The 19,977-nt window shown below is 53.4% G+C and carries 17 protein-coding genes; 2 read left to right on the top strand and 15 right to left on the bottom strand.

Translation table 11 applies throughout. From position 1 onward, the window contains the following. Positions 1–109: 109 nt before the first annotated feature. Complete coding sequence (locus CRO19_RS17490; protein ID WP_097097691.1) at positions 110–1,360, top strand: NupC/NupG family nucleoside CNT transporter; 1,251 nt, start codon at positions 110–112, stop codon at positions 1,358–1,360. 99 nt (positions 1,361–1,459) lie between these two features. On the opposite strand, the gene CRO19_RS17485 is transcribed toward CRO19_RS17490, so the two are convergent. The 10 genes from CRO19_RS17485 to putP form a co-directional block, all read right to left on the bottom strand. After that, on the bottom strand, positions 1,460–1,687 hold the full coding sequence (locus CRO19_RS17485) for a hypothetical protein (RefSeq protein ID WP_097096974.1): 228 nt from the start codon (positions 1,685–1,687) through the stop codon (positions 1,460–1,462). A gap of 36 nt (positions 1,688–1,723) precedes the next feature. Then, the gene (locus CRO19_RS17480) at positions 1,724–2,263 is read right to left on the bottom strand and encodes a cytochrome b (protein WP_097096973.1); all 540 of its coding nucleotides are present in this window, start codon (positions 2,261–2,263) and stop codon (positions 1,724–1,726) included. Continuing rightward, entirely contained in the window at positions 2,263–3,315 is a 1,053-nt protein-coding gene (locus CRO19_RS17475) for a catalase family peroxidase (protein ID WP_097096972.1), read from the bottom strand. The genes CRO19_RS17480 and CRO19_RS17475 overlap by 1 nt, the downstream gene beginning before the upstream one ends. 38 nt (positions 3,316–3,353) lie before the next feature. Then, positions 3,354–3,929 carry a hypothetical protein gene (locus CRO19_RS17470; protein WP_097096971.1) on the bottom strand — a complete coding sequence of 192 codons (576 nt, stop codon included), beginning with the start codon at positions 3,927–3,929 and terminating at the stop codon, positions 3,354–3,356. A 182-nt stretch (positions 3,930–4,111) separates the two neighbouring features. Continuing rightward, a complete protein-coding gene (gene phoH / locus CRO19_RS17465) occupies positions 4,112–4,900 on the bottom strand; it encodes a phosphate starvation-inducible protein PhoH (RefSeq protein ID WP_008105319.1) in 789 nt (262 codons plus the stop codon). 72 nt (positions 4,901–4,972) lie between these two features. Then, complete coding sequence (locus tag CRO19_RS17460; protein WP_097096970.1) at positions 4,973–5,176, bottom strand: hypothetical protein; 204 nt, start codon at positions 5,174–5,176, stop codon at positions 4,973–4,975. 296 nt (positions 5,177–5,472) lie between these two features. Continuing rightward, positions 5,473–6,750, bottom strand: a complete 1,278-nt coding sequence (efeB, locus tag CRO19_RS17455; RefSeq protein ID WP_097096969.1) for an iron uptake transporter deferrochelatase/peroxidase subunit — start codon at positions 6,748–6,750, stop codon at positions 5,473–5,475. A 2-nt stretch (positions 6,751–6,752) separates the two neighbouring features. Further along, the gene (efeO, locus tag CRO19_RS17450; RefSeq protein WP_097096968.1) at positions 6,753–7,871 is read right to left on the bottom strand and encodes an iron uptake system protein EfeO; all 1,119 of its coding nucleotides are present in this window, start codon (positions 7,869–7,871) and stop codon (positions 6,753–6,755) included. A 55-nt stretch (positions 7,872–7,926) separates the two neighbouring features. Then, positions 7,927–8,760 carry an iron uptake transporter permease EfeU gene (efeU, locus tag CRO19_RS17445; RefSeq protein WP_097096967.1) on the bottom strand — a complete coding sequence of 278 codons (834 nt, stop codon included), beginning with the start codon at positions 8,758–8,760 and terminating at the stop codon, positions 7,927–7,929. Between the two features lie 248 nt (positions 8,761–9,008). Next, positions 9,009–10,493 carry a sodium/proline symporter PutP gene (gene putP, locus CRO19_RS17440; RefSeq protein ID WP_097096966.1) on the bottom strand — a complete coding sequence of 495 codons (1,485 nt, stop codon included), beginning with the start codon at positions 10,491–10,493 and terminating at the stop codon, positions 9,009–9,011. 390 nt (positions 10,494–10,883) lie between these two features. Here putP and putA point away from each other — a divergent pair, with 390 nt between their 5' ends. Beyond that, a complete protein-coding gene (gene putA, locus CRO19_RS17435; protein WP_097096965.1) occupies positions 10,884–14,828 on the top strand; it encodes a trifunctional transcriptional regulator/proline dehydrogenase/L-glutamate gamma-semialdehyde dehydrogenase in 3,945 nt (1,314 codons plus the stop codon). Between the two features lie 67 nt (positions 14,829–14,895). Here the strand turns inward: putA and CRO19_RS17430 are convergent, their stop codons facing one another. The 5 genes from CRO19_RS17430 to tcyJ all read right to left on the bottom strand — a co-directional run bounded on the left by CRO19_RS17430 (position 14,896) and on the right by tcyJ (position 19,968). After that, positions 14,896–15,978, bottom strand: coding sequence for an acyltransferase family protein (locus CRO19_RS17430; protein ID WP_097096964.1), 1,083 nt, complete (start codon positions 15,976–15,978; stop codon positions 14,896–14,898). A 450-nt stretch (positions 15,979–16,428) separates the two neighbouring features. Continuing rightward, the gene (locus CRO19_RS17425; protein ID WP_097096963.1) at positions 16,429–17,514 is read right to left on the bottom strand and encodes an acyltransferase family protein; all 1,086 of its coding nucleotides are present in this window, start codon (positions 17,512–17,514) and stop codon (positions 16,429–16,431) included. Between the two features lie 236 nt (positions 17,515–17,750). Continuing rightward, positions 17,751–18,503: an L-cystine ABC transporter ATP-binding protein TcyN gene (gene tcyN / locus CRO19_RS17420; RefSeq protein ID WP_097096962.1), complete on the bottom strand. Its 753-nt coding sequence runs from the start codon at positions 18,501–18,503 to the stop codon at positions 17,751–17,753. Next, positions 18,500–19,168, bottom strand: coding sequence for a cystine ABC transporter permease (tcyL, locus tag CRO19_RS17415; RefSeq protein ID WP_064739084.1), 669 nt, complete (start codon positions 19,166–19,168; stop codon positions 18,500–18,502). The genes tcyN and tcyL overlap by 4 nt, the downstream gene beginning before the upstream one ends. Beyond that, positions 19,168–19,968, bottom strand: coding sequence for a cystine ABC transporter substrate-binding protein (tcyJ, locus tag CRO19_RS17410; RefSeq protein ID WP_097096961.1), 801 nt, complete (start codon positions 19,966–19,968; stop codon positions 19,168–19,170). The genes tcyL and tcyJ overlap by 1 nt, the downstream gene beginning before the upstream one ends. Positions 19,969–19,977: the final 9 nt, after the last annotated feature.

Genomic DNA, 19,977 nt, shown 5'->3' with positions numbered 1-19,977 from the left:
ATGCAAAAGAGGGGAAATGTATTGCATGCCAATTAATCCCGATGGGCAGTTTGCCGTCGCCCATAGAGATATCAGACATACCGAAATCGACTATGACGAGATAATCATTATGAATATAATGAGAAGTTTTTTGGGTATGGTGGTATTACTGGCCATCGCATACTTGCTGTCAGTAAATAAAAGAAAAATCAGTATAAGAACGGTAGGTGCTGCAATCCTTTTACAAATAGCCATTGGCGGAGCGATTCTTTATTTACCTCCGGGCAAATGGCTGGCTGAGAAAGTCGCCACCGGCGTACATAAAATAATGAATTACAGTGATGCTGGCAGCACATTCATATTTGGGGCATTAGCGGGACCAGATATGGACAGAATATTTAATGGTGCCGGTTTTGTGTTCGCCTTTCATGTATTACCCGCCATTATCTTTATGACTGCATTAGTGAGCTTGCTGTATTACATAGGCGTGATGAAGTTATTGATCCGGGTACTGGGAGCTATTTTCCAAAAAGCACTCAATATCAGTAAAATTGAGTCTTTTGTCGCCGTTACCACCATTTTCCTTGGTCAAAATGAGATTCCGGCGATCGTTAAACCCTTCATTAATCGTCTGAACCGCAATGAACTGTTTACCGCTATTTGTAGCGGCATGGCCTCAATTGCAGGATCAACCATGATTGGCTATGCCGGGCTCGGTGTACCAATTGATTATTTACTTGCGGCATCGTTGATGGCCATCCCCGGCGGCATTCTTTTTGCCCGCATTCTGAGTCCAGCAACGGAAGAGACTCAGGTTGTTTTTGATAATCTCTCCTTCAGCGAAACACCGCCTAAAAGTGTGATTGAAGCAGCGGCGACCGGGGCAATAACCGGACTAAAGATTGCAGCAGGCGTTGCTACGGTTGTAATGGCTTTTGTTGCGATTATCGCCCTTATCAATGGCATTATTGGTGGCATTGCTGGGCTGTTTGGCCAGGGGCACGCAAGTCTGGAAGGGATATTTGGCTATTTACTGGCCCCGCTTGCCTGGGTTATGGGAGTTGACTGGCATGACGCATCGCTTGCTGGCAGTCTGATTGGCCAAAAGCTTGCGATTAATGAGTTTGTGGCTTATCTCAGCTTTTCGCCCTATCTGCACGCGCCTGGCGCATTAGACAGTAAAACGATTGCAATTGTCTCTTTCGCACTGTGTGGCTTTGCCAACTTTGGTTCTATTGGCGTTGTGGTTGGCGCATTCTCGGCCATCGCGCCACAGCGGACGGCAGAAATTGCTCAGCTTGGCATGCGAGCATTGGCCGCAGCTACACTCTCTAACTTAATGAGCGCCACCATTGCTGGCTTCTTCATTGGTATTGCATAAGTAAAGGAATGCGCCAGGCTGATGTTCCATGAGATCTTGTAGAGCAGAACAACGCCTGGCGTTTCTACCGATTTTATAACGAATACACTGCATTACATTTTAAAAGCGGCGGGACTCGTTTATCAGCATCACCACAATTTTATCGATAACAAAGGGAGCAATGGCGTTGAGCTCGTTATCTTCAAGCAGTTTCTTCGAAAATGCCAACGCAAATTCACGTGTTATTCTCATTCTCTCTTCAGGCTGAATTTCAATATTTGGCCGTATTTCACCACTGCAGTCTGAGGGAATAACTTTTCTATCCCTCGCGAATGGATAAATATTCACATAACCTCCTTATCTCAACTTCATGGGCAAAATGCCTCAACGCTTCCGGCTACCTGTCATGCTGCTGAAGACACCGTCTCGTAATATCAGCGCATGGAATAACGCCGCGGCCAGGTGCAGCATCACGGTAATGAATAAGAGCAAGGCGACGATCGAATGAAGAGGACGCAGCAGCGCATACCCATCATTATTCATCGGCAGGATGGGCGGTAAAACGATTCCAGCACCGAGAGTCACAGGATATCCCGCAGCGGACAACATGGCCCAGCCAATCAGCGGTTGAGCCAGCATCAATACATAGAGCACCCCATGTGAAATATGGGCCATAAGACGCTGCCAGCCTGGCAAGGTATCCGGTAAGTTTGGTTTGGCGGTAGCGTATCGCAACCACAGGCGCACCACGACTAATAACAATATCATCACGCCAAGGGGTTTATGGATTGATACCAGAAAGCTGTGCAGCGAGGAAACGGTGGAGACCATTGCAACACCAATAAAAAGCATGGCAAGAATCGCCGCAGCCATTAACCAGTGCAGCGCACGTAAAGCGGGATGGAAATAATCGACTTGTTTCATCATTGAGCTCCTGCCTGGTGTGACTGTTCACGCGTACGCAAATTATAAGATTTGGCATACGCGGATGAGCGTGCATTCAGTATTGGGTCATCCGATGCGGCTATTCCGTCCGGTAAAATAAGCGGATCATAATTAATATCGTTACAGGGTCCCTGCGCCTGTGGAATGGCTTGCGTCAATATCAGCGTCCCTGCATTAATCACTTTTCGATCGGATGGCCATACTTTACTTGAGTCATTACCCTTATCTTCAGGGTTTGCCAGGGTAATCATTAAATTCCACTTTATCGTGCCTTGTTTCAGTCGCTGAACAATATCGTTTTGCAGGAAATCCTTATCTTTTTTATTATCATCGCTCATCGGTTGAAAAGCGGTTTCAGGCACCATGCTCCAGCGAACCAGATGCTTATTGCCCGCTTTATCAATCAGGAAGAAGGCATTCAGACTATTAAAACTATCGCTTGCCCAACTGGACGAAGGCACATATTTCTTCAACCAACCGAAAAATGCCGTTATTTCCGGGTGCTTGCCAACGAATGCCTTTAATTTTTCCGGATCGGGTTTACCGGTGGCAGGAACAGGCAGCGTTGCCGTTTGCAATTCATAGAATGCTTCCGTGGTCCCCACCGGAAAGAAAGGCATGGCGTTCATTCCCGTGCGCCACTCCTCGCCATTCTTCTGTCGAAACTGTAAAGCCATACTCCGCACCGGAACAGCATAATCCGGCACAGTAGGAACGCCCCCTGCGATAGCAAATCGCCCGATAACTGGCGTGCTACCAGCGGTAAATACCAGGGCGCGCGAAAATGCACTGGCGTTACCATTAGATGTAAATTGACCAATAACACAAATCCCTTTGGCATGATTACGGCGATATCCAGGATGTTCTCCGCCAGATTTCTGTAACACGTCAATAATTTTATCTGCGCTCAGTCGATTGGGTTCCAGCCATCCGCCCGCCCATAAAAATAGCAGTACCAGTACAAGTGGAATAAGACCAACGATAGCCAGACGAAACATTTTCTGGTTAGTAGAAAGTGGAGCTGTTTTCATGTTTTTCTCACGCTGCTCAATAAATAATAAAGTATCGCTTAGGCTTTTTTTCGCCGAATATCACTCACCGTTAACCACACTGCGGAAATCAGAAAATAAGCGGCCCCCACTGCGGAATAACCGGCAATATTCACTATCGATGGCGGTACGACCATTTGTGCCTGCACAATAAAAAAACCGCCTGCCAGGGCTGATTGAGCGCCGCTAAGGATCATCGTCCACTGTGCGCCATAATTTTTCCAGCGGCCTACTGCGACACCCAGCTGCAGCAATCCTGACAAAATAGCCCAGATGCCAAATACGCCAATAACCCAGTTCATGCTGTGTGACAACGCAAGGTAAACCGCAATGGTTGTCAGCCCGCTGACAATAATATTTGTCATGTGGATCGGGTTATGACGTATTCCGCCGCTGCGCTGCGCATCGATAACGTTAGCAATGGCGTCCCAAAGGGGATAGATAACCAATAATACTGCCCCCACCTTTGCTGAGTGCTGACCCAGCGAAAATGCAGCCGCAACCCAAATAATTGAAAACAGTGCGCGGATAAAGTAATAGCGTTTTAGCCATTGCTCATTGCCAACAGCGGAATTAACAGCCTGTTCTTTAAGCATTGTGACTCCAGACGATTATGGATTGTTAAAAAAGGAGCGAAAGGCTGCCTTAATGACAACCAACCTACTAGTTGGTAGAATTATTGTCAATGGCTGAAGAAACGGATAAAGCGCAGAAGGTTAAACAAAAAAACCCGGCTTTCGCCGGGTTTTACTTTGCTACTACATTCTCAATCAAACGGTTAACTGTAAGCGTGCAGCGTGCGTTGACACAGCGCTGAACGGACGCAATCCTCTTTGCCGAAACGTACCACGCCAATCATCTCATCCTCTTCGAAGCGCGCTAGCGCATCGGCGAGGCCAGATTTGGCATGGGACGGCAGGTCGCACTGGGTAATATCGCCGTTGACGATAACCGTCACGTTCTCACCCAGGCGCGTCAGGAACATCTTCATCTGTGCGGCGGTGACGTTTTGTGCCTCATCAAGGATCACCACAGCATTTTCAAAGGTACGTCCGCGCATATATGCGAAGGGCGCGATCTCTACCTTGGCGATTTCGGGTCGCAGGCAGTATTGCATAAAGGAAGCGCCGAGACGTTTAACCAGAACGTCATATACCGGTCGGAAATAAGGCGCGAATTTCTCGGAAATATCTCCTGGGAGGAAACCGAGATCTTCATCCGCCTGCAGAACCGGGCGCGTCACAATAATCCTTTCGATGTCCTTATTGATCAGGGCCTCAGCCGCTTTGGCTGCGCTAATCCAGGTTTTTCCGCAGCCGGCTTCACCGGTGGCGAAAATAAGCTGTTTCGTTTCTATGGCATGGAGATAGTGTGCCTGAGCTTCATTTCTGGCTTCAATCGGCCCGCGGTCACGTGCATCACGTGCCATACCAATCGAATCCAACCCACCCATCTGCACCAGCGAAGTGACCGATTCTTCTTCACGCTGACGGTGACTGCGAGAGTCGCTACGAATAACGCGTCTGGCTTCACGACGTGCTTTGATCACTGCTTTCTGTCTTCCCATAGTGGCACCTTACAGTTGGTTTCATTTATCACGGCGGATCACCCGCGGCGATGACTTGAACGCTTTAGAGGTTTATTTGGCTTCCTTGTAAGCCGTTTTGAGCCAGTGAGAATGGTGTGCAACAGCGCCGAAACGCAGGCGCGCACCGGTAAAAAAACTGAGATTGAACGAGAACGAAGTGTTAATTGAAGAGAGGTTGCTTTTGAGGGAAGAAATCCCCCGCAGTGTACTGCGTGTATTGAAACTATTTAACTGTCCCAGAGAGAGACGAATCATGCGCGAACTCCAGTGGCTTAGCCACACAACTGACAACGCTTATGAATAAAGTGCATCATATTTGCGGTAGTTTGCAACAGTAATTTTACTTCCCAGCAAAGAAAAAATGATAAGCGAAGCCTGAGCGCGTTTATCTTAAATTAAATTTCTCAAAATTATCAAAGGGATGGTTAATTGGGGATAAGTCTAACTTTTTAGGAACATTCGGAAGCGGCTACGACCAGAGGAAAGTTTAAGGAATGCGTAACAAAAAGCCTGCAGCGCATTCTGACGTGCAGGCATTGTGCATTTATTAATCAGGCTTGCAGTAAAGATTGTGCCAGATAATGATTTTCATCCGCTACGCCTGGCAGCGCGAAAAAGTAGCCGCCGCCAATTGGGCGAATATATTCTTCCAGCGCTTCGCCATTAAGCCGCTGCTGTACGGTAATGAACCCTTTTGCTAAATCATGCTGATAGCAAACAAACAATAGGCCCATATCCAGCTGACCCGAACCGGTTATGCCGCTGGAATAACTGTAACCGCGCCGCAGCATTAAACTGCTGTCGGTTTGCGGCGTACGCGGATTGGCGAGACGGATATGCGCATCCAGCGCAATCAAATCGCCATCGGGATCTTTACTGTAATCCGGTACGTCATGCTCGTTTTTCATGCCAAGCGGCGCGCCGGATAACTTCTCCCGACCAAAAATGGTTTGCTGCTCGCCAAGCGGCGTGCGATCCCACATCTCGACGTGGAAACGAATGATGCGCACCGCCTGATAGCTGCCGCCGTGCGTCCATGCCGGTTCCTGCTGCTCGTCAGTCACCCACAACAGCTGATTCATCAACGCCGGATTATGGGTATCGGGATTAGCGGTGCCGTCTTTGAATCCCAGCAGGTTGATCGGCGTCTCCTTGCCGTTGCTGCGTGCCGCATGATCGGCGATGAACCCATCACGTCGCCAGCGCACCGCCAGCAAATCGGGCGTGCGCTTAATGATGTCACGCAGCGCATGGATCACCGTGTCCTGCGTGTTAGCGCAGATTTGCAGCAACAGATCGCCGTGGCACTGCTCTGCATCCAGTGAATCATTAGGGAAGCGCGTCATCGTTTGCAGCTGTGCGGGCTTATGCGCGCTCAAGCCGAAGCGCTCGTCAAACAGCGACGCGCCAACCGACAAGGTCATGGTGAGATTGTCAGGCGCGATATCGGCACCGAGAATTCCTGAATCCATCGGCGGCAGCTGCGGGTTGGTCACCACCGGTGCCGGTCCGCCCTGCGTCAGGAACGCAAAGCGCTCGGTGAGTAAGCGAAACAGCCGCTCAAGATCGGCCTTATCACTGGCCAGCACATCAAACGCCACCAGCATCATTGACGCCTGCTGCGGCGTCACAATTCCCGCCTGATGCGCGCCGTAAAAAGGTTGCGCCTGCTGACGCGCGTTGGGTGCAACCGTGCCGGGAGAAAAGCTGTCGGCGGCTGCCGTATGAAACGGACAGCCGCCGCCGAGGGCGGCCGCGCCGCCCAACATGCCTAATCCCTGCAATAAGCGACGACGCGACGGCTGCGCCGCGTCATTTTTATGCGTCATGATTAGTCGAGACCTAAGGTTCCGCGCAGCAGGGAGAGATCTTCTGCCAGAGTGGTAATCGGGCCTTTCAGCGCATTACGATCGGCGGTGGTCAGTTTCTCGTACGATTCAAAACCGTCTTTGCTGCGGTATTTGCTGAGAATGCCGTCCACTTTCTTGAAGTTGGCATCCACTTTTGCCAGCAGCTGCGGGTTGTTTTTCTGCAGCAGCGGACGCAGCAGATCAACAATTTTCTGCGCGCCATCAATGTTGGCCTGGAAGTCAGAGAGATCGGTGCGGCTATAACGGTCTTCTTCGCCTGAGATCTTGCTGGAGGCCACTTCTTCAATCAGGCCTGCCGCCCCGCCCACCACTTTCGCTGGTGGGAACGCCAGTTCGCTGATGCGCGTTTGCAGATCCAGCACGTCCTGGTTCAGCTTAGTGGCAAAGGGTTCAGCCCCTTTGGTGGTGTTATCCGCGAAGAGGATTTTTTCCAGGCGATGGAAGCCGGTGAATTTTGGATCTTCGTTTTTCTTCTCGAAGTCGTCTTCACGTGCATCGATGCTGCTATCCAGGTCGGAGAACAGCTCAGCGATGGGTTCAATACGCTCATAATGCACGCGCGTTGGCGCAAACAGCGCTTTGGCTTTTTCGATATCGCCGGCTTTCACCGCGTCGGTAAACGCTTTGGTGCCCGCCACCAGCTCTTTCACTTCATTCATTACATAAACTTTGTAGTCGGCGATAGGCCCCACCAGCTCCAGTACGTCTGGCTTGCCGGTCGCTGCTTTCTTCGCATCACCGCTGACCACCAGCTTGCCTTTCGGGTTGCTGAGTAGGCCGCAGGTCATATCATATTCGCCCGCTTCCAGATTGGCGGTGAGTTTCTGGCTGAAGCCTGGCGCGATATTTTCACGCTCTTCCACCACCATCACTCCTTTCAGGATCTCCCACTCCAGCGCTTTCTGGCTGTTGTTTTTGATGATGAACTGGGTTTTTCCCGCCTGCACATTGAGCGACATCGGCTCACATTGCTTGTCGGTCACGGTAACCGTGACTTGCGGGACGGCAGCAGCAGAAGCGGCGCCGGAAAGCGCCAGCATAGCAACCAACAGCGCCTTGCGGCGGAAGCGAATCGTCATAGTGATATCCCTGTTACATGGAAGAACAGGCGCGCAATCGCGCCTGATTTTAAATTCAGCGCGTAGTACGAGCCGTGGTGATTGATGGGCGAGCCGGAAAGGCAAACAGCAGCAGCGCCGGAATCAGATAGATAAGCCACACCGCCACTTCGCTGACGCTTGGCGTTTCCTGATAGCCCAAAATACCTTCCAATAACGTGCCGAATACCGAGTGCGTCGAAAGCGTACTGCTCAGATCAAACGCCACATCCTGGAAGTGATTCCATAAACCGGCTTCGTGGAAAGCGCGGATAGCGCCCGCAGCAAGCCCTGCGGCAACAAACAGAATGAACAGGCTGGTCCAGCGGAAAAAGTGCGCCAGATTGAGGCGAATGCCGCCGTAGTAAAGCAGCATGCCCAGCACCACCGCGGTAGCGAGGCCGAGTACCGCGCCAATCGGTGGCGCATAGCCTACGTCCTGCGTGAACGCGGCCAGCAGGAAGAACACGGATTCCAGCCCTTCACGCGCCACCGCCAGAAACACCATCAGCACCAGCGGAAAGCCACTGCCGCCCTGTTTTTGCAGCGCGTTATCAACCGATTTTTCCAGCGTGGCTTTGATATTGCGCGACACTTTGCGCATCCAGAACACCATCGATGTCAGGATCACCACCGCAACCACCGCAACAATGCCTTCGAACAGCTCCTGCTGCTTCTGCGGAAACTCGCCGGTGGTTTCATTGATAAAGATGCCGAGTGCCAGACACAGCGCGGCAGCAATAAATACGCCAGCCCACATCGCCGGGAACCATTGTGTGCGCTGGGTGCGTTTGAGATAGCTGGCAATCAGGCTGACGATGAGCGCTGCTTCCAGACCTTCGCGCAGCATGATGAGAAATGGGACGAACATCATCAACCTCTTGAATGTTAAGGAGGGTAAACCTTAGGTAAAAATACGTAAAGTGCGAACGATATCGATTATCATTATCGAAGGGAAAAATACAAGTCACCGCGTGAAATTAATTTTGCTTTTGCGGTTTGCAGGGGGGGAATATTTGGACTGGTCGCCATAAATGGCGACCCTACAACGAAACGATGCGGTGTTCGTAGGGTGCGCATTGATGCGCACCTGGTCGACATCAATGGCGACCTAACAAATCATTTGCTTTGATACTGCGCTTCTGCGGCGGCGAAGCGCTGCTGAGCGGCCTCAGATGGAGCTCGCCCCAACAGGCTGAACACCACAATCGCAATACTGGCGAAGGCAAAGCCCGGGATGATTTCATACAGCTCGGTGTAGCCATAATCTTTCCATAGCAGCACGGTCAGCGCCCCCACCACCATTCCAGCCAGCGCACCGTTGCGCGTCATGCGCTTCCAGCACACGCCAAACAGCACCACTGGCCCAAACGCCGCCCCAAAGCCAGCCCAGGCGTAGCTCACCAGGCCAAGCACGCGGTTTTCTGGATTCGCCGCCAGCGCGATAGCAATCAACGCAATCACCAGCACCATCAAACGCCCTACCCACACCAGCTCTTTCTGGCTGGCGTTTTTGCGCAGGAAGCCTTTATACAAATCTTCGGTCAAGGCGCTGGAGCACACCAGCAGCTGGCAGCTCAGCGTGGACATAACGGCTGCCAGAATCGCCGACAGCAGAATGCCCGCGATCCACGGGTTAAACAGAATGCGCGCCAGCTCGATAAATACGCGCTCGCCGTTTTGGCTTACGCCCGCCGCATGCTCGGGATGGTTCTGGAAGTAGGCAATGCCGAAGAAGCCAACGGCAACGGCTCCGGCAAGGCACAGAATCATCCAAATCATGCCGATACGACGTGCCGTCCGAATCGTATGGTGTGAATCCGCCGCCATAAAGCGCGCCAGAATATGCGGCTGGCCAAAGTAGCCGAGGCCCCAACCAAGCAGGGAAATCACCGCCACAACGTTCAGGCCTTTCAGCATATCGAGGTTTTCAAGGCTTTTTGCTCTGATCACCGCCAGCGAATCATCCAGGCCGCCCACCGCCACAATCACAATCACCGGCGTCAAAATCAGGGCGAAAATCATCAGGCTCGCCTGCACGGTATCGGTCCAGCTCACCGCGAGGAAACCGCCCACCAGCGTATACAGAATGGTAGCCGCCGCACCGGCCCACAGCGCGGTTTGGTAATCCATCCCAAAGGTGCTTTCGAACAGACGCGCACCGGCCACCACGCCGGAAGCACAATAAATCGTGAAGAAGATCAGAATAACCACCGCCGAGATAACGCGCAGTAGCTTGCTGTTATCCTCGAAACGGCTGGAGAAGAAATCTGGCAAGGTTAAGGCGTTATCGTGATGCTCGGTCTGCACGCGCAGGCGGCCGGCAACGATGCGCCAGTTCAGCCAGGCGCCAATGATCAAGCCGATGGCGATCCAGCTTTCCGAGATGCCGGAAAGGAAAATGGCGCCAGGCAGCCCCATCAATAACCAGCCGCTCATATCGGAAGCGCCCGCCGAAAGTGCGGTTACCACGCTGCCTAAACTGCGGCCACCGAGAATATAATCATCGAAGCTTTTGGTTGATCGCCAGGCGATGAAACCGATTAACACCATCCCAAGGATATATACTACAAAGGTCACCAACATCGGTGTACTTACACTCATCTGTCTCTCCACTTATTATTTGATCCATCAAGAGAAATCTTGTTAATCAGCGCTGTCGGAACGGGACAGCAGCATGATTTCACCGCATCCAGAGAAAGCGATTTCTCTTAAGGCGCGGTATCCTGCCGCAAAGGACCAGTAGGCACAATGCATTTAACACAGCCGTCACAATGATGACACTAATGCTGCGTTTTTTCTGATGGGAGGTTGCACCGGATCACACTATGGTTGCACCCCGGTCGCCATGAATGGCGACCCTACGAAGCCAGACATTGTATGTAGGGTCGTCATTCATGGCGGCCTGCTGGCAACATAGGTTGCACAAAGTTGCAACATGAGTGATATTGCTGCCATGCAAGCGTTGAATCACTATTCGAGGACGAGGAAAGCATGGCAACCACCACCATGGGCGTGAAGCTGGATGAAGCCACCCGCGACCGCATTAAACTGGCAGCACAGAAGCTTGACCGCACATCACACTGGCTGATCAAGCAGGCGATTTTTAACTATCTGGAGCAGTTGGAAGCTGGTGAATCGGTGCCAGAAATTCCCCAGCTGCTGATCGATGCCGCCGCTGATGAAGGCGTGCCAGAAGAGGCGCTGCAGCCTTTCCTCGATTTCGCTGAACATATTTTACCGCAGTCGGTGAGCCGCTCCGCGATCACCGCCGCATGGCGCCGTCCGGAAACCGATGCGGTGCCGATGCTGTTGGAACAGGCGCGCCTCCCTGCGCCGCTGGCGGAGAAAACGCATCAGCTGGCTTACAGCCTCGCCGATAAGCTGCGCCATCAGAAAGGGGCAACCGGTCGCGCGGGCATGGTACAAAGCCTGCTGCAGGAGTTTTCCCTCTCCTCACAGGAAGGCGTGGCGCTGATGTGCCTGGCAGAAGCGCTGTTGCGCATCCCTGACAAGCCGACGCGCGATGCGTTAATCCGCGACAAAATCAGCAACGGAAACTGGCAATCACACCTTGGCCGCAGCCCGTCGATGTTTGTCAACGCGGCAACCTGGGGTCTGCTGTTTACCGGGCGTCTGGTGTCCACCCATAACGAAGCCAACTTGTCGCGCTCCCTCAACCGCATCATCGGCAAGAGCGGCGAGCCGCTGATCCGTAAAGGCGTGGATATGGCGATGCGCCTGATGGGCGAGCAGTTTGTGACCGGCGAAACCATCGCTGAAGCGCTGGCCAATGCGCGCAAGCTGGAAGAGAAAGGCTTCCGCTACTCCTACGACATGCTGGGTGAAGCGGCGCTGACTGCCAGCGATGCCAAAGCCTATCTGGTGTCGTACCAGCAGGCGATTCACGCCATAGGCAAAGCCTCCAACGGGCGCGGTATTTATGAAGGTCCAGGCATCTCAATTAAGCTGTCGGCACTGCATCCGCGCTACAGCCGCGCACAGTATGAGCGCGTGATGGACGAACTCTATCCGATCCTCAAATCGTTAACCTTGCTGGCGCGCTCCTATGACATCGGTATCAACATCGATGCCGAAGAGGCGGATCGTCTGGAACTGTCGCTCGATCTGCTGGAGAAACTCTGTTTTGAGCCGGAACTGGAAGGCTGGAACGGTATCGGCTTCGTGATTCAGGCGTATCAAAAACGCTGCCCGTTTGTGATTGATGCGCTGATCGACCTGGCACAGCGCAGTCGTCGCCGCCTGATGATCCGCCTGGTGAAGGGCGCGTACTGGGATAGCGAAATTAAACGCGCGCAGGTTGATGGGCTGGAAGGCTATCCGGTCTACACCCGCAAGGTTTACACCGATATTTCCTATCTGGCGTGCGCACGTAAACTGCTGGCGGTGCCAAACCTGATCTATCCGCAGTTTGCTACTCACAACGCGCATACGCTGGCGGCGATTTATCAGCTGGCAGGTAATAACTACTATCCAGGCCAATACGAATTCCAGTGCCTGCACGGCATGGGTGAACCGCTGTATGAGCAGGTAGTGGGGAAAGTGGCGGACGGCAAACTGAATCGTCCGTGCCGCATTTACGCGCCGGTGGGTACGCATGAAACGCTGCTGGCCTATCTGGTGCGTCGTCTGCTGGAGAACGGGGCCAATACCTCATTCGTTAACCGCATCGCCGATAACACCTTGCCGCTGGATGAGCTGGTGGCCGATCCGGTTGCCGCCGTAGAGAAGATGGGCGTTGCCGAAGGCGCGATCGGTCTGCCGCATCCGAAAATTCCGCTGCCGCGCGATCTGTATGGCGCGAAGCGTGTTAACTCAGCGGGTCTCGATCTGGCTAACGAACATCGCCTGGCATCGCTGTCCAGCGCCCTGCTCAACAGCGCCAGCCAGCCGTGGATCGCGCAGCCGCTGGTGGCAGGTGAATTAGGTGCAGGCGTTAGCCGTCCGGTGCTTAATCCTGCCGCACCGGCGGACGTGGTCGGCAGCGTGCGAGAAGCCAGCGAAGCCGAAGTGTCGGACGCGCTGGATGCGGCGGTGAATGCCGGTCCGATCTGGTTCGCCACGCCACCGCAGGAGCGCGCCGCCATTCTTGAGCGTGCCGCCGAAGCGATGGAGGGCCAGATGCAGCAGCTGATTGGTTTGCTGGTGCGTGAAGCCGGTAAAACCTACAACAACGCCATCGCCGAAGTGCGTGAAGCGGTCGATTTCCTCTACTACTACGCCGGCATGGTGCGTGACGATTTCGATAATGAAACCCATCGACCGCTCGGCCCGGTAGTGTGCATCAGCCCGTGGAACTTCCCGCTGGCCATCTTCACCGGACAAATTGCCGCCGCGCTCGCCGCCGGTAACAGCGTGCTGGCAAAACCGGCCGAACAAACACCGTTGATTGCCGCACAGGCGGTGCAAATCCTGCTGGATGCCGGCGTGCCTGCTGGCGTGCTGCAACTGCTGCCGGGCCAGGGCGAAACCGTTGGCGCGCAACTCACCGGCGACGAGCGCGTGCGCGGCGTGATGTTTACCGGCTCAACCGCCGTCGCCACGCTGCTGCAGCGCAATCTGGCAGGCCGTCTCGATCCGCAAGGCCGTCCAACCCCGCTGATTGCTGAAACCGGCGGCATGAACGCCATGATCGTCGATTCGTCGGCGCTGACCGAACAGGTAGTGGTAGATATCGTTGCCTCGGCATTTGATAGCGCCGGTCAACGTTGCTCAGCGCTGCGCCTGTTGTGCATCCAGGATGATGTGGCCGACCACACGCTGAAAATGCTGCGTGGCGCGATGGCCGAGTGCCGCATGGGCAACCCGGAGCGCTTATCAACCGATATTGGTCCGGTCATTGATGCCGAAGCGAAAGCCAATATCGAACGCCATATTCAGGCGCTGCGCAGTAAAGGCTTCAAGGTTTATCAGGCGGCGCAGGAAAATCCGCAGGACACTAAAGAGTGGAACAGCGGCACCTTTATTAAGCCCACGCTGATTGAGCTGGATCAGGTAGGCGACCTGGATAAAGAAGTGTTTGGTCCGGTGCTGCACGTGGTGCGTTTCACGCGAAACGCCTTGCCGCAGTTGGTCGAACAGATTAACGCCTCGGGTTACGGCCTGACGCTCGGCGTGCACACCCGTATCGATGAAACTATCGCCCAGGTCACGGCCAACGCGAAGGTCGGCAACCTCTACGTGAACCGCAATATGGTGGGCGCGGTCGTGGGCGTGCAGCCGTTCGGCGGCGAAGGGTTATCCGGCACCGGTCCGAAAGCCGGCGGCCCGCTCTATCTCTATCGTCTACTGGCCAACCGTCCAGACGGTGCGCTACGCATCACCTTTGATCGTCAGGATGCTGAACGTCCGGTCGACAGTTCGGTGCGCGCGCAACTGATGCGCGCGCATCAGGCGCTGCAACAGTGGGCAAAAGACAAACCTGAACTGCTGGCGCTGTGCCAGCGTTACGACGAACTGGCGCAAGCGGGTACCGTGCGTCTGCTGCCGGGTCCAACCGGTGAACGCAATACCTTCACTCTGCTGCCGCGCGAACATGTGCTGTGCATCGCCGATAACGAGCAAGATGCGCTGACGCAGTTAGCGGCGGTCACCAGCGTTGGCAGTCACGCGCTGTGGCAGGATGATGAACTGCATCGTGCGTGGCGTAAATCATTGCCCACCGAGGTACAAGCGCACATCAAGCTGGTGAAGGAGGTGCTGGCGGCCGAGTTTGATGCCGTGATTTATCACGGTGATGCCGATCAACTGCGCAGCCTGTGTGAGCAGGTGGCGGCACGCGAGGGCGCGATTATTTCGGTGCAGGGCTTTGCTCGTGGTGAAACCAATCTGCTGCTGGAGCGTTTGTTGATTGAGCGTTCATTGAGCGTCAATACCGCCGCAGCGGGCGGTAATGCGAGTTTGATGACCATCGGTTGACGATAACAGCCAGGTGCGCATCAATGCGCACCCTACGTGTAGGGTCGCCATTCATGGCGACCCATTTTTACGCCGCCGACTTATTCCGCTTTAAGCCAATCAGCGTTGGGAACACAAACAGCGACTGCCCCAACCCACGATTGGTGACCTGCCATACCGCGACTGAACACAGCGAACAAATCCCAACGATCGCCAGCGGATAGAAACAGGCCCACAGGATGGAGAACCATGCCTGCTCGAACAGGTGATGACGCTGGGCAAACAGAATCGCTGACATGCCGAAAAACTCAATGAAGATGCGGTGTATCACGTAGATTTGCAGCGTGTTGCGCCCAACCCAGTTTAAGTAGCTCATCTTGAAATGCGCATTCAACCAGCGGCACGCCGCTACGCTACCCAGTACCGCGAGAATACACATGAACAGGCTCTTATCCAGGCCAAAGATCATGTGAATACCGGACAATGCCGCCAGCAGAGCCCACGGCACGATGTTTTCACGACGCCATTCGCTCATACGCAGCATCATTGGACTCCAGAAAGCGCCCAACAGGAAGAACAGGAAGTACTGCGCCACGCTTTGGGGTCCCCAGAAGGGGATAATCTTCTCCACCGCCAGGTAGTTAAGTGCAATCGCCACCACCAGCAGCGCCACTTTCTGCTGCTTAAATATTTTTGCGCACAGGAAATAGAGTGCCAGGCCGTACAGATACCACGAGGTGCTCATCGCCATGAACGTCAGCTTGAGGAACTCCAGCAGCGAACCGGCATACGCCGCGTTAAGGTTCTGCGAAATACGCTGCCCGGTGATTTCCGTCGAAATTCCCACAATCGACCACCACTGAATAAACCCCCATAAAATATAGAGATAAAACAGATTAGTGATGCGGCTGGTAAACACTTGTTTCCACTGCCGATTTAAAATACCGTTGGTTGCCAGTAAGCCGGAAACAAAGAAAAATGCCGGCATACGTAGCGGCGATAAAACCGTATTAAACTGCACCCATATTTCTGCCGGGATCCAGCCAGCTGACAATAATTTAACGGTACCTTCGAAGCCAGGTAATACGGTGTGATACAACACCACCAGCAATATGCATGCTCCTTTAAGCGTATTTATCCATGCAATATCTTCTTTTTGGGTGTTATTCATATCATTGACTCCCGCTGCTGTTGCTGTGTAGGTCTTAAGGGGAAATAGGTTCTAATAAGTCATGAAGCATTTATGATTATTAGACGATTATTCAACAGGCCGAGCGGGCATGATGTAGCGAAAGTCTTAAATATTTTTTTGTGGTCCTGATATAACAATACTTTACAGATCCAGACAAAAATAGAACCCTGAACACACTAAGGAAATTTGCCTTAATTAGAGTCACTAAAAGAATATTAACCAGAAGAGGTATAGAAAACATTATGAGAAGAAATTAAGAACAATCCGCCCTATCGCATACCAAATTATTATCAAATTCCGGAAAAAAGAATATTTAATGTGGCAAATGGATAAGCAGGAATATTAGCCGTGTGCTTGTAGGGTCGCCATTCATGGCGACCTGGGATAAAACATATTGAGGACCAGCGAACTGGCCCGGCAGGATTATTTTTACTGCGGTTCACTTTTCGTTGCTAATACCGGTTTGCGCAGCAGGCGGGGATAAAGGAACAGCATGCGGCCCGGACCACGGTTGAGCAGCGTCCACACCAGCAGCGAAATGCTGGTACAAAGTGCAACGCCGGTAATTGGCATCAGCAGCGCCCATGCCCAGCTGAAGGTGGCATTGCCAAACCAGCCGTAGTGCAACGCCAGAGCAATCGCGCTCAGCCCTAATAGCTCAATAAAGATGCGATGCAGCACGTAAATTTGCAGCGTGTTGCGGCCAATCCAGTTGAGCCACGCCATATTGAAACGTTCGTTCAGGAAGCGGCACAGCACGATGCCAAACACGATGGTCAGCACGCTGTAGAACGGGTTTTTGTAGATGCCGCCGACATGATGCAGCATGCCAATCATCGCAATGCCACCCAGCAGCAGCCAGTGCTGGCGCTTCAGTTCGCTTATCTCAATTAATGCCTGGCTAAAGAACACCCCGATCAGGAAATAGAGGTAGTTCTGCGCCACGCTGGCTGGGCCCCAGCCGGGAATCAGGCTGAACTGCGCCGCATAAGTGGCAACCACCCCTAACGCCAGCAGCGCGATCTTCTGCTTGTGGAACAGCTTGGTGAACAGGAAGAAACCGGCCAGCGCGTAGAGATACCACAGGCTGGTCATCGAGGTCATCAGCAGCTTAATGAACTCAAACGGCGTATCGGCATAGGCGGCGTTTTTGGTGCTGGAAAGCCGCTCCCCCAAATGGGTGGAGATATAATGAATGCTGAGCCACTGAATCACGCCCCACAGCAGATAGAGATAAACGATGTTGCTGAACTTCTTGGTGAAGACCTCTTTCCAGCTTTTTTTAGTAATTGAGCTGGCCGCAAGCAAACCGGAAACGAAGAAGAAAGCGGGCATGCGCAGCGGTGAGAGATAGGTATTGAACGCCACCCACCAATGCGCAGGCAGCAGTCCGGCTGTCAGGTGGTGAAGTGAGGGAGCGAAGGTAGTGATGATGGAGTGATGCAGCACCACCATCAAAATACAGCCTCCTTTCAGCGTGTTGATCCAGAGGACCTCTTTCCTGGCAGTACTCATTAATTTGTCCTAATTGCGCCATGAATTTGTAAAGAATTATTTATAATTACAAAGATGTCTCAATCGGGACTTTCCTAATCAGGAAACAGAGGCACACTTAAAACCCTTCAATAACCATATCGTCATAAAAATCATGACATTATAAAATTAGCATGCAGCTATTTTAGGAAAAAACTGAGAGGCATTATGGCGAGCGAATTGCAGATAAGCGCCGCCATTGCTGACGACGCTTAAGATTATTGGTTAAGAAATTTGTCGAGAAATTGCCGGGTACGCGCCTGCTGTGGATTGCTGAACAGCGCTTTAGCTGCGCCCTGCTCTACAATTCGTCCCTGATCCATAAAGATGGCGCGATCCGCCACGTCACGCGCGAAGCTCATCTCATGGGTAACGATCACCATGGTGCGTTTCTCCTGCGCCAGCGCGCGGATGGTGCTAAGCACTTCCCCCACCAGTTCCGGATCGAGCGCCGAAGTAGGTTCATCAAACAGAATCACCTCCGGACGCATCGCCAGCGCGCGGGCAATTGCCACACGCTGCTGCTGTCCGCCGGAAAGACGACGCGGGAAGCTCTGTTCCTTACCGTGCAATCCCACTTTCTCCAGCAAGCCACGTGCTCGTGCAACGGCTTCGGCTTTCGGCTCACCTTTGACGATCACCGGCCCCTCAATGATGTTCTCCAGCACCGAGCGATGCGGGAACAGATTGAAGTTCTGGAACACAAATCCCACCTGCTGCCGCAACTGGCGCACCAGCTGCTTCTGCTTGCTGAGGCCGAGCGCCGCATCAATGGCGATATCACCCACTTTAATATGCCCACTTTCCGGCACTTCCAGCAGATTGATACAGCGCAGCAGCGTAGTTTTACCCGAACCGCTCGGGCCAATAATCGCCACCACTTCACCAGGTGCCACATCGAGATCGATACCGTGCAGCACCGTCTGGCCGTGAAACTGTTTCACCAGCTGACGAACTTCAATTGCACTCATTTACCCTCCCGATCCTGACGATTCACATGCGCTTCCAGGCGATTTTGCAATGCCGACAGCACGGTTGCCATCACCCAGTAAATCAGCGAGGCCGCCAGATACATGGTGAACACTTCCAGCGTACGAGAGGTGATCAGCTGCGCCTGACGGAACAGCTCCGGCACCTGAATGGTGGCGGCCAGCGAGGTATCTTTCACCAGGCTGATGAAGCTGTTGCCCAGCGGCGGCAGCGCGGTGCGCGCGGCCTGCGGCAGAATCACGCGGCGCAGCGTTTGCCACGGCGTCATACCAATACTGGCGGCTGCTTCCCACTGCCCGCGTTCAATCGCAGCAATTGCGCCACGCAATGATTCAGAAGCATAGGCGGCGGTATTCAGCGACAAACCAATCATCGCCGAGGGGATTGGGTCCAGCTCGATACCAAATTGCGGCAGACCGTAATAGATCATAAACAGCTGGGCGATGAGCGGCGTGCCACGGAATATCGACACGTAAATACGCGCCAGCCAGTTAATCGGCCAGAAGTGCGACAGACGCATCAGCGCCAGCACAAAGCCGAGTATCAGGCCGAAGAACATCCCGCCGATACTCAGCTGCAGCGTAAACAGCGCGCCTTTTAAGAGAAATGGTGCTGAATCCAGCACCAGTTGTAAGCTTTCCTGCATTATTTAGTGACGTCCGCGCCGAACCATTTTTCAGACAGTTTGCTCAGTGAGCCATCTTTCTGCATATCGGCGATGGCCGCGTCGATTGCCTTCAGCAGATCGTCGTTGCCTTTGCGCAGCGCCACGCCGGATTCCAGACGGGAGAATGCTGGCCCCGCTACCGCCATGGTATCGCCGGTTTTCTTCACCAGATCCAGCGCCGCTAAGCGATCCACCAGAATGGCATCAATACGTTTTGAACGCAGGTCCTGATATTTGGTTGGGTCATCATCATAGGTGCGGATATCCACGCCTTTCACGTTGTCACGCAGCCACTGTTCGTAGTTAGAGCCCAGACCGACACCGACTTTCTTGCCTGACAGATCGTCCGGCTTGGTGATGCCCGCCGCGTTTTGCTTCAGCGTCAGCGCCTGCACGCCAGAAATGGTGTACGGCGTAGAGAAGTCATACTTCTTCTTGCGCTCTGGAGAAATGGTTACCTGATTGATCACCACGTCGATGCGCTTAGAGTCCAGCGACGCCAGCATGCCGTCCCATTTGGTCGGACGCAGATCGGCTTTCACGCCGAGGTGCTGTGCCAGCGCCTGCGCGAACTCAACTTCAAAGCCGGTCAGCTGGCCTTTTTCATCCTGGAAGCTGAACGGCGGATAGGTGCCTTCCAGACCGACGCGCAGCTCGCCTTTACTCTTTACTTTTGCCAGCAGATCTTCTGCGGCGAAGGATTTGACGTTAACGCCCGCCACCAGCGCGACCGCCATCATGCCCATCACCATCTGGCGACGAATTGGAGAGAAAGTCATGTTTACCCC

Source organism: Candidatus Pantoea floridensis (assembly GCF_900215435.1).
Lineage (GTDB): Bacteria > Pseudomonadota > Gammaproteobacteria > Enterobacterales > Enterobacteriaceae > Pantoea > Pantoea floridensis.
This window is presented reverse-complemented; position numbering and strand designations above follow the sequence as displayed.

Coding starts and splice junctions, on each gene's coding strand:
- phoH (WP_008105319.1), bottom strand. CDS start 4,900: ATGGGAAGACAGAAAGCAGTGATCAAAGCACGTCGTGAAGCCAGACGC.
- putP (WP_097096966.1), bottom strand. CDS start 10,493: ATGAGTGTAAGTACACCGATGTTGGTGACCTTTGTAGTATATATCCTT.
- CRO19_RS17490 (WP_097097691.1), top strand. CDS start 110: ATGAATATAATGAGAAGTTTTTTGGGTATGGTGGTATTACTGGCCATC.
- tcyL (WP_064739084.1), bottom strand. CDS start 19,168: ATGCAGGAAAGCTTACAACTGGTGCTGGATTCAGCACCATTTCTCTTA.
- efeO (WP_097096968.1), bottom strand. CDS start 7,871: ATGACGATTCGCTTCCGCCGCAAGGCGCTGTTGGTTGCTATGCTGGCG.
- CRO19_RS17480 (WP_097096973.1), bottom strand. CDS start 2,263: ATGAAACAAGTCGATTATTTCCATCCCGCTTTACGTGCGCTGCACTGG.
- CRO19_RS17430 (WP_097096964.1), bottom strand. CDS start 15,978: ATGAATAACACCCAAAAAGAAGATATTGCATGGATAAATACGCTTAAA.
- efeB (WP_097096969.1), bottom strand. CDS start 6,750: ATGACGCATAAAAATGACGCGGCGCAGCCGTCGCGTCGTCGCTTATTG.
- putA (WP_097096965.1), top strand. CDS start 10,884: ATGGCAACCACCACCATGGGCGTGAAGCTGGATGAAGCCACCCGCGAC.
- tcyN (WP_097096962.1), bottom strand. CDS start 18,503: ATGAGTGCAATTGAAGTTCGTCAGCTGGTGAAACAGTTTCACGGCCAG.
- CRO19_RS17425 (WP_097096963.1), bottom strand. CDS start 17,514: ATGAGTACTGCCAGGAAAGAGGTCCTCTGGATCAACACGCTGAAAGGA.
- efeU (WP_097096967.1), bottom strand. CDS start 8,760: ATGTTCGTCCCATTTCTCATCATGCTGCGCGAAGGTCTGGAAGCAGCG.
- CRO19_RS17460 (WP_097096970.1), bottom strand. CDS start 5,176: ATGATTCGTCTCTCTCTGGGACAGTTAAATAGTTTCAATACACGCAGT.
- tcyJ (WP_097096961.1), bottom strand. CDS start 19,968: ATGACTTTCTCTCCAATTCGTCGCCAGATGGTGATGGGCATGATGGCG.
- CRO19_RS17475 (WP_097096972.1), bottom strand. CDS start 3,315: ATGAAAACAGCTCCACTTTCTACTAACCAGAAAATGTTTCGTCTGGCT.
- CRO19_RS17470 (WP_097096971.1), bottom strand. CDS start 3,929: ATGCTTAAAGAACAGGCTGTTAATTCCGCTGTTGGCAATGAGCAATGG.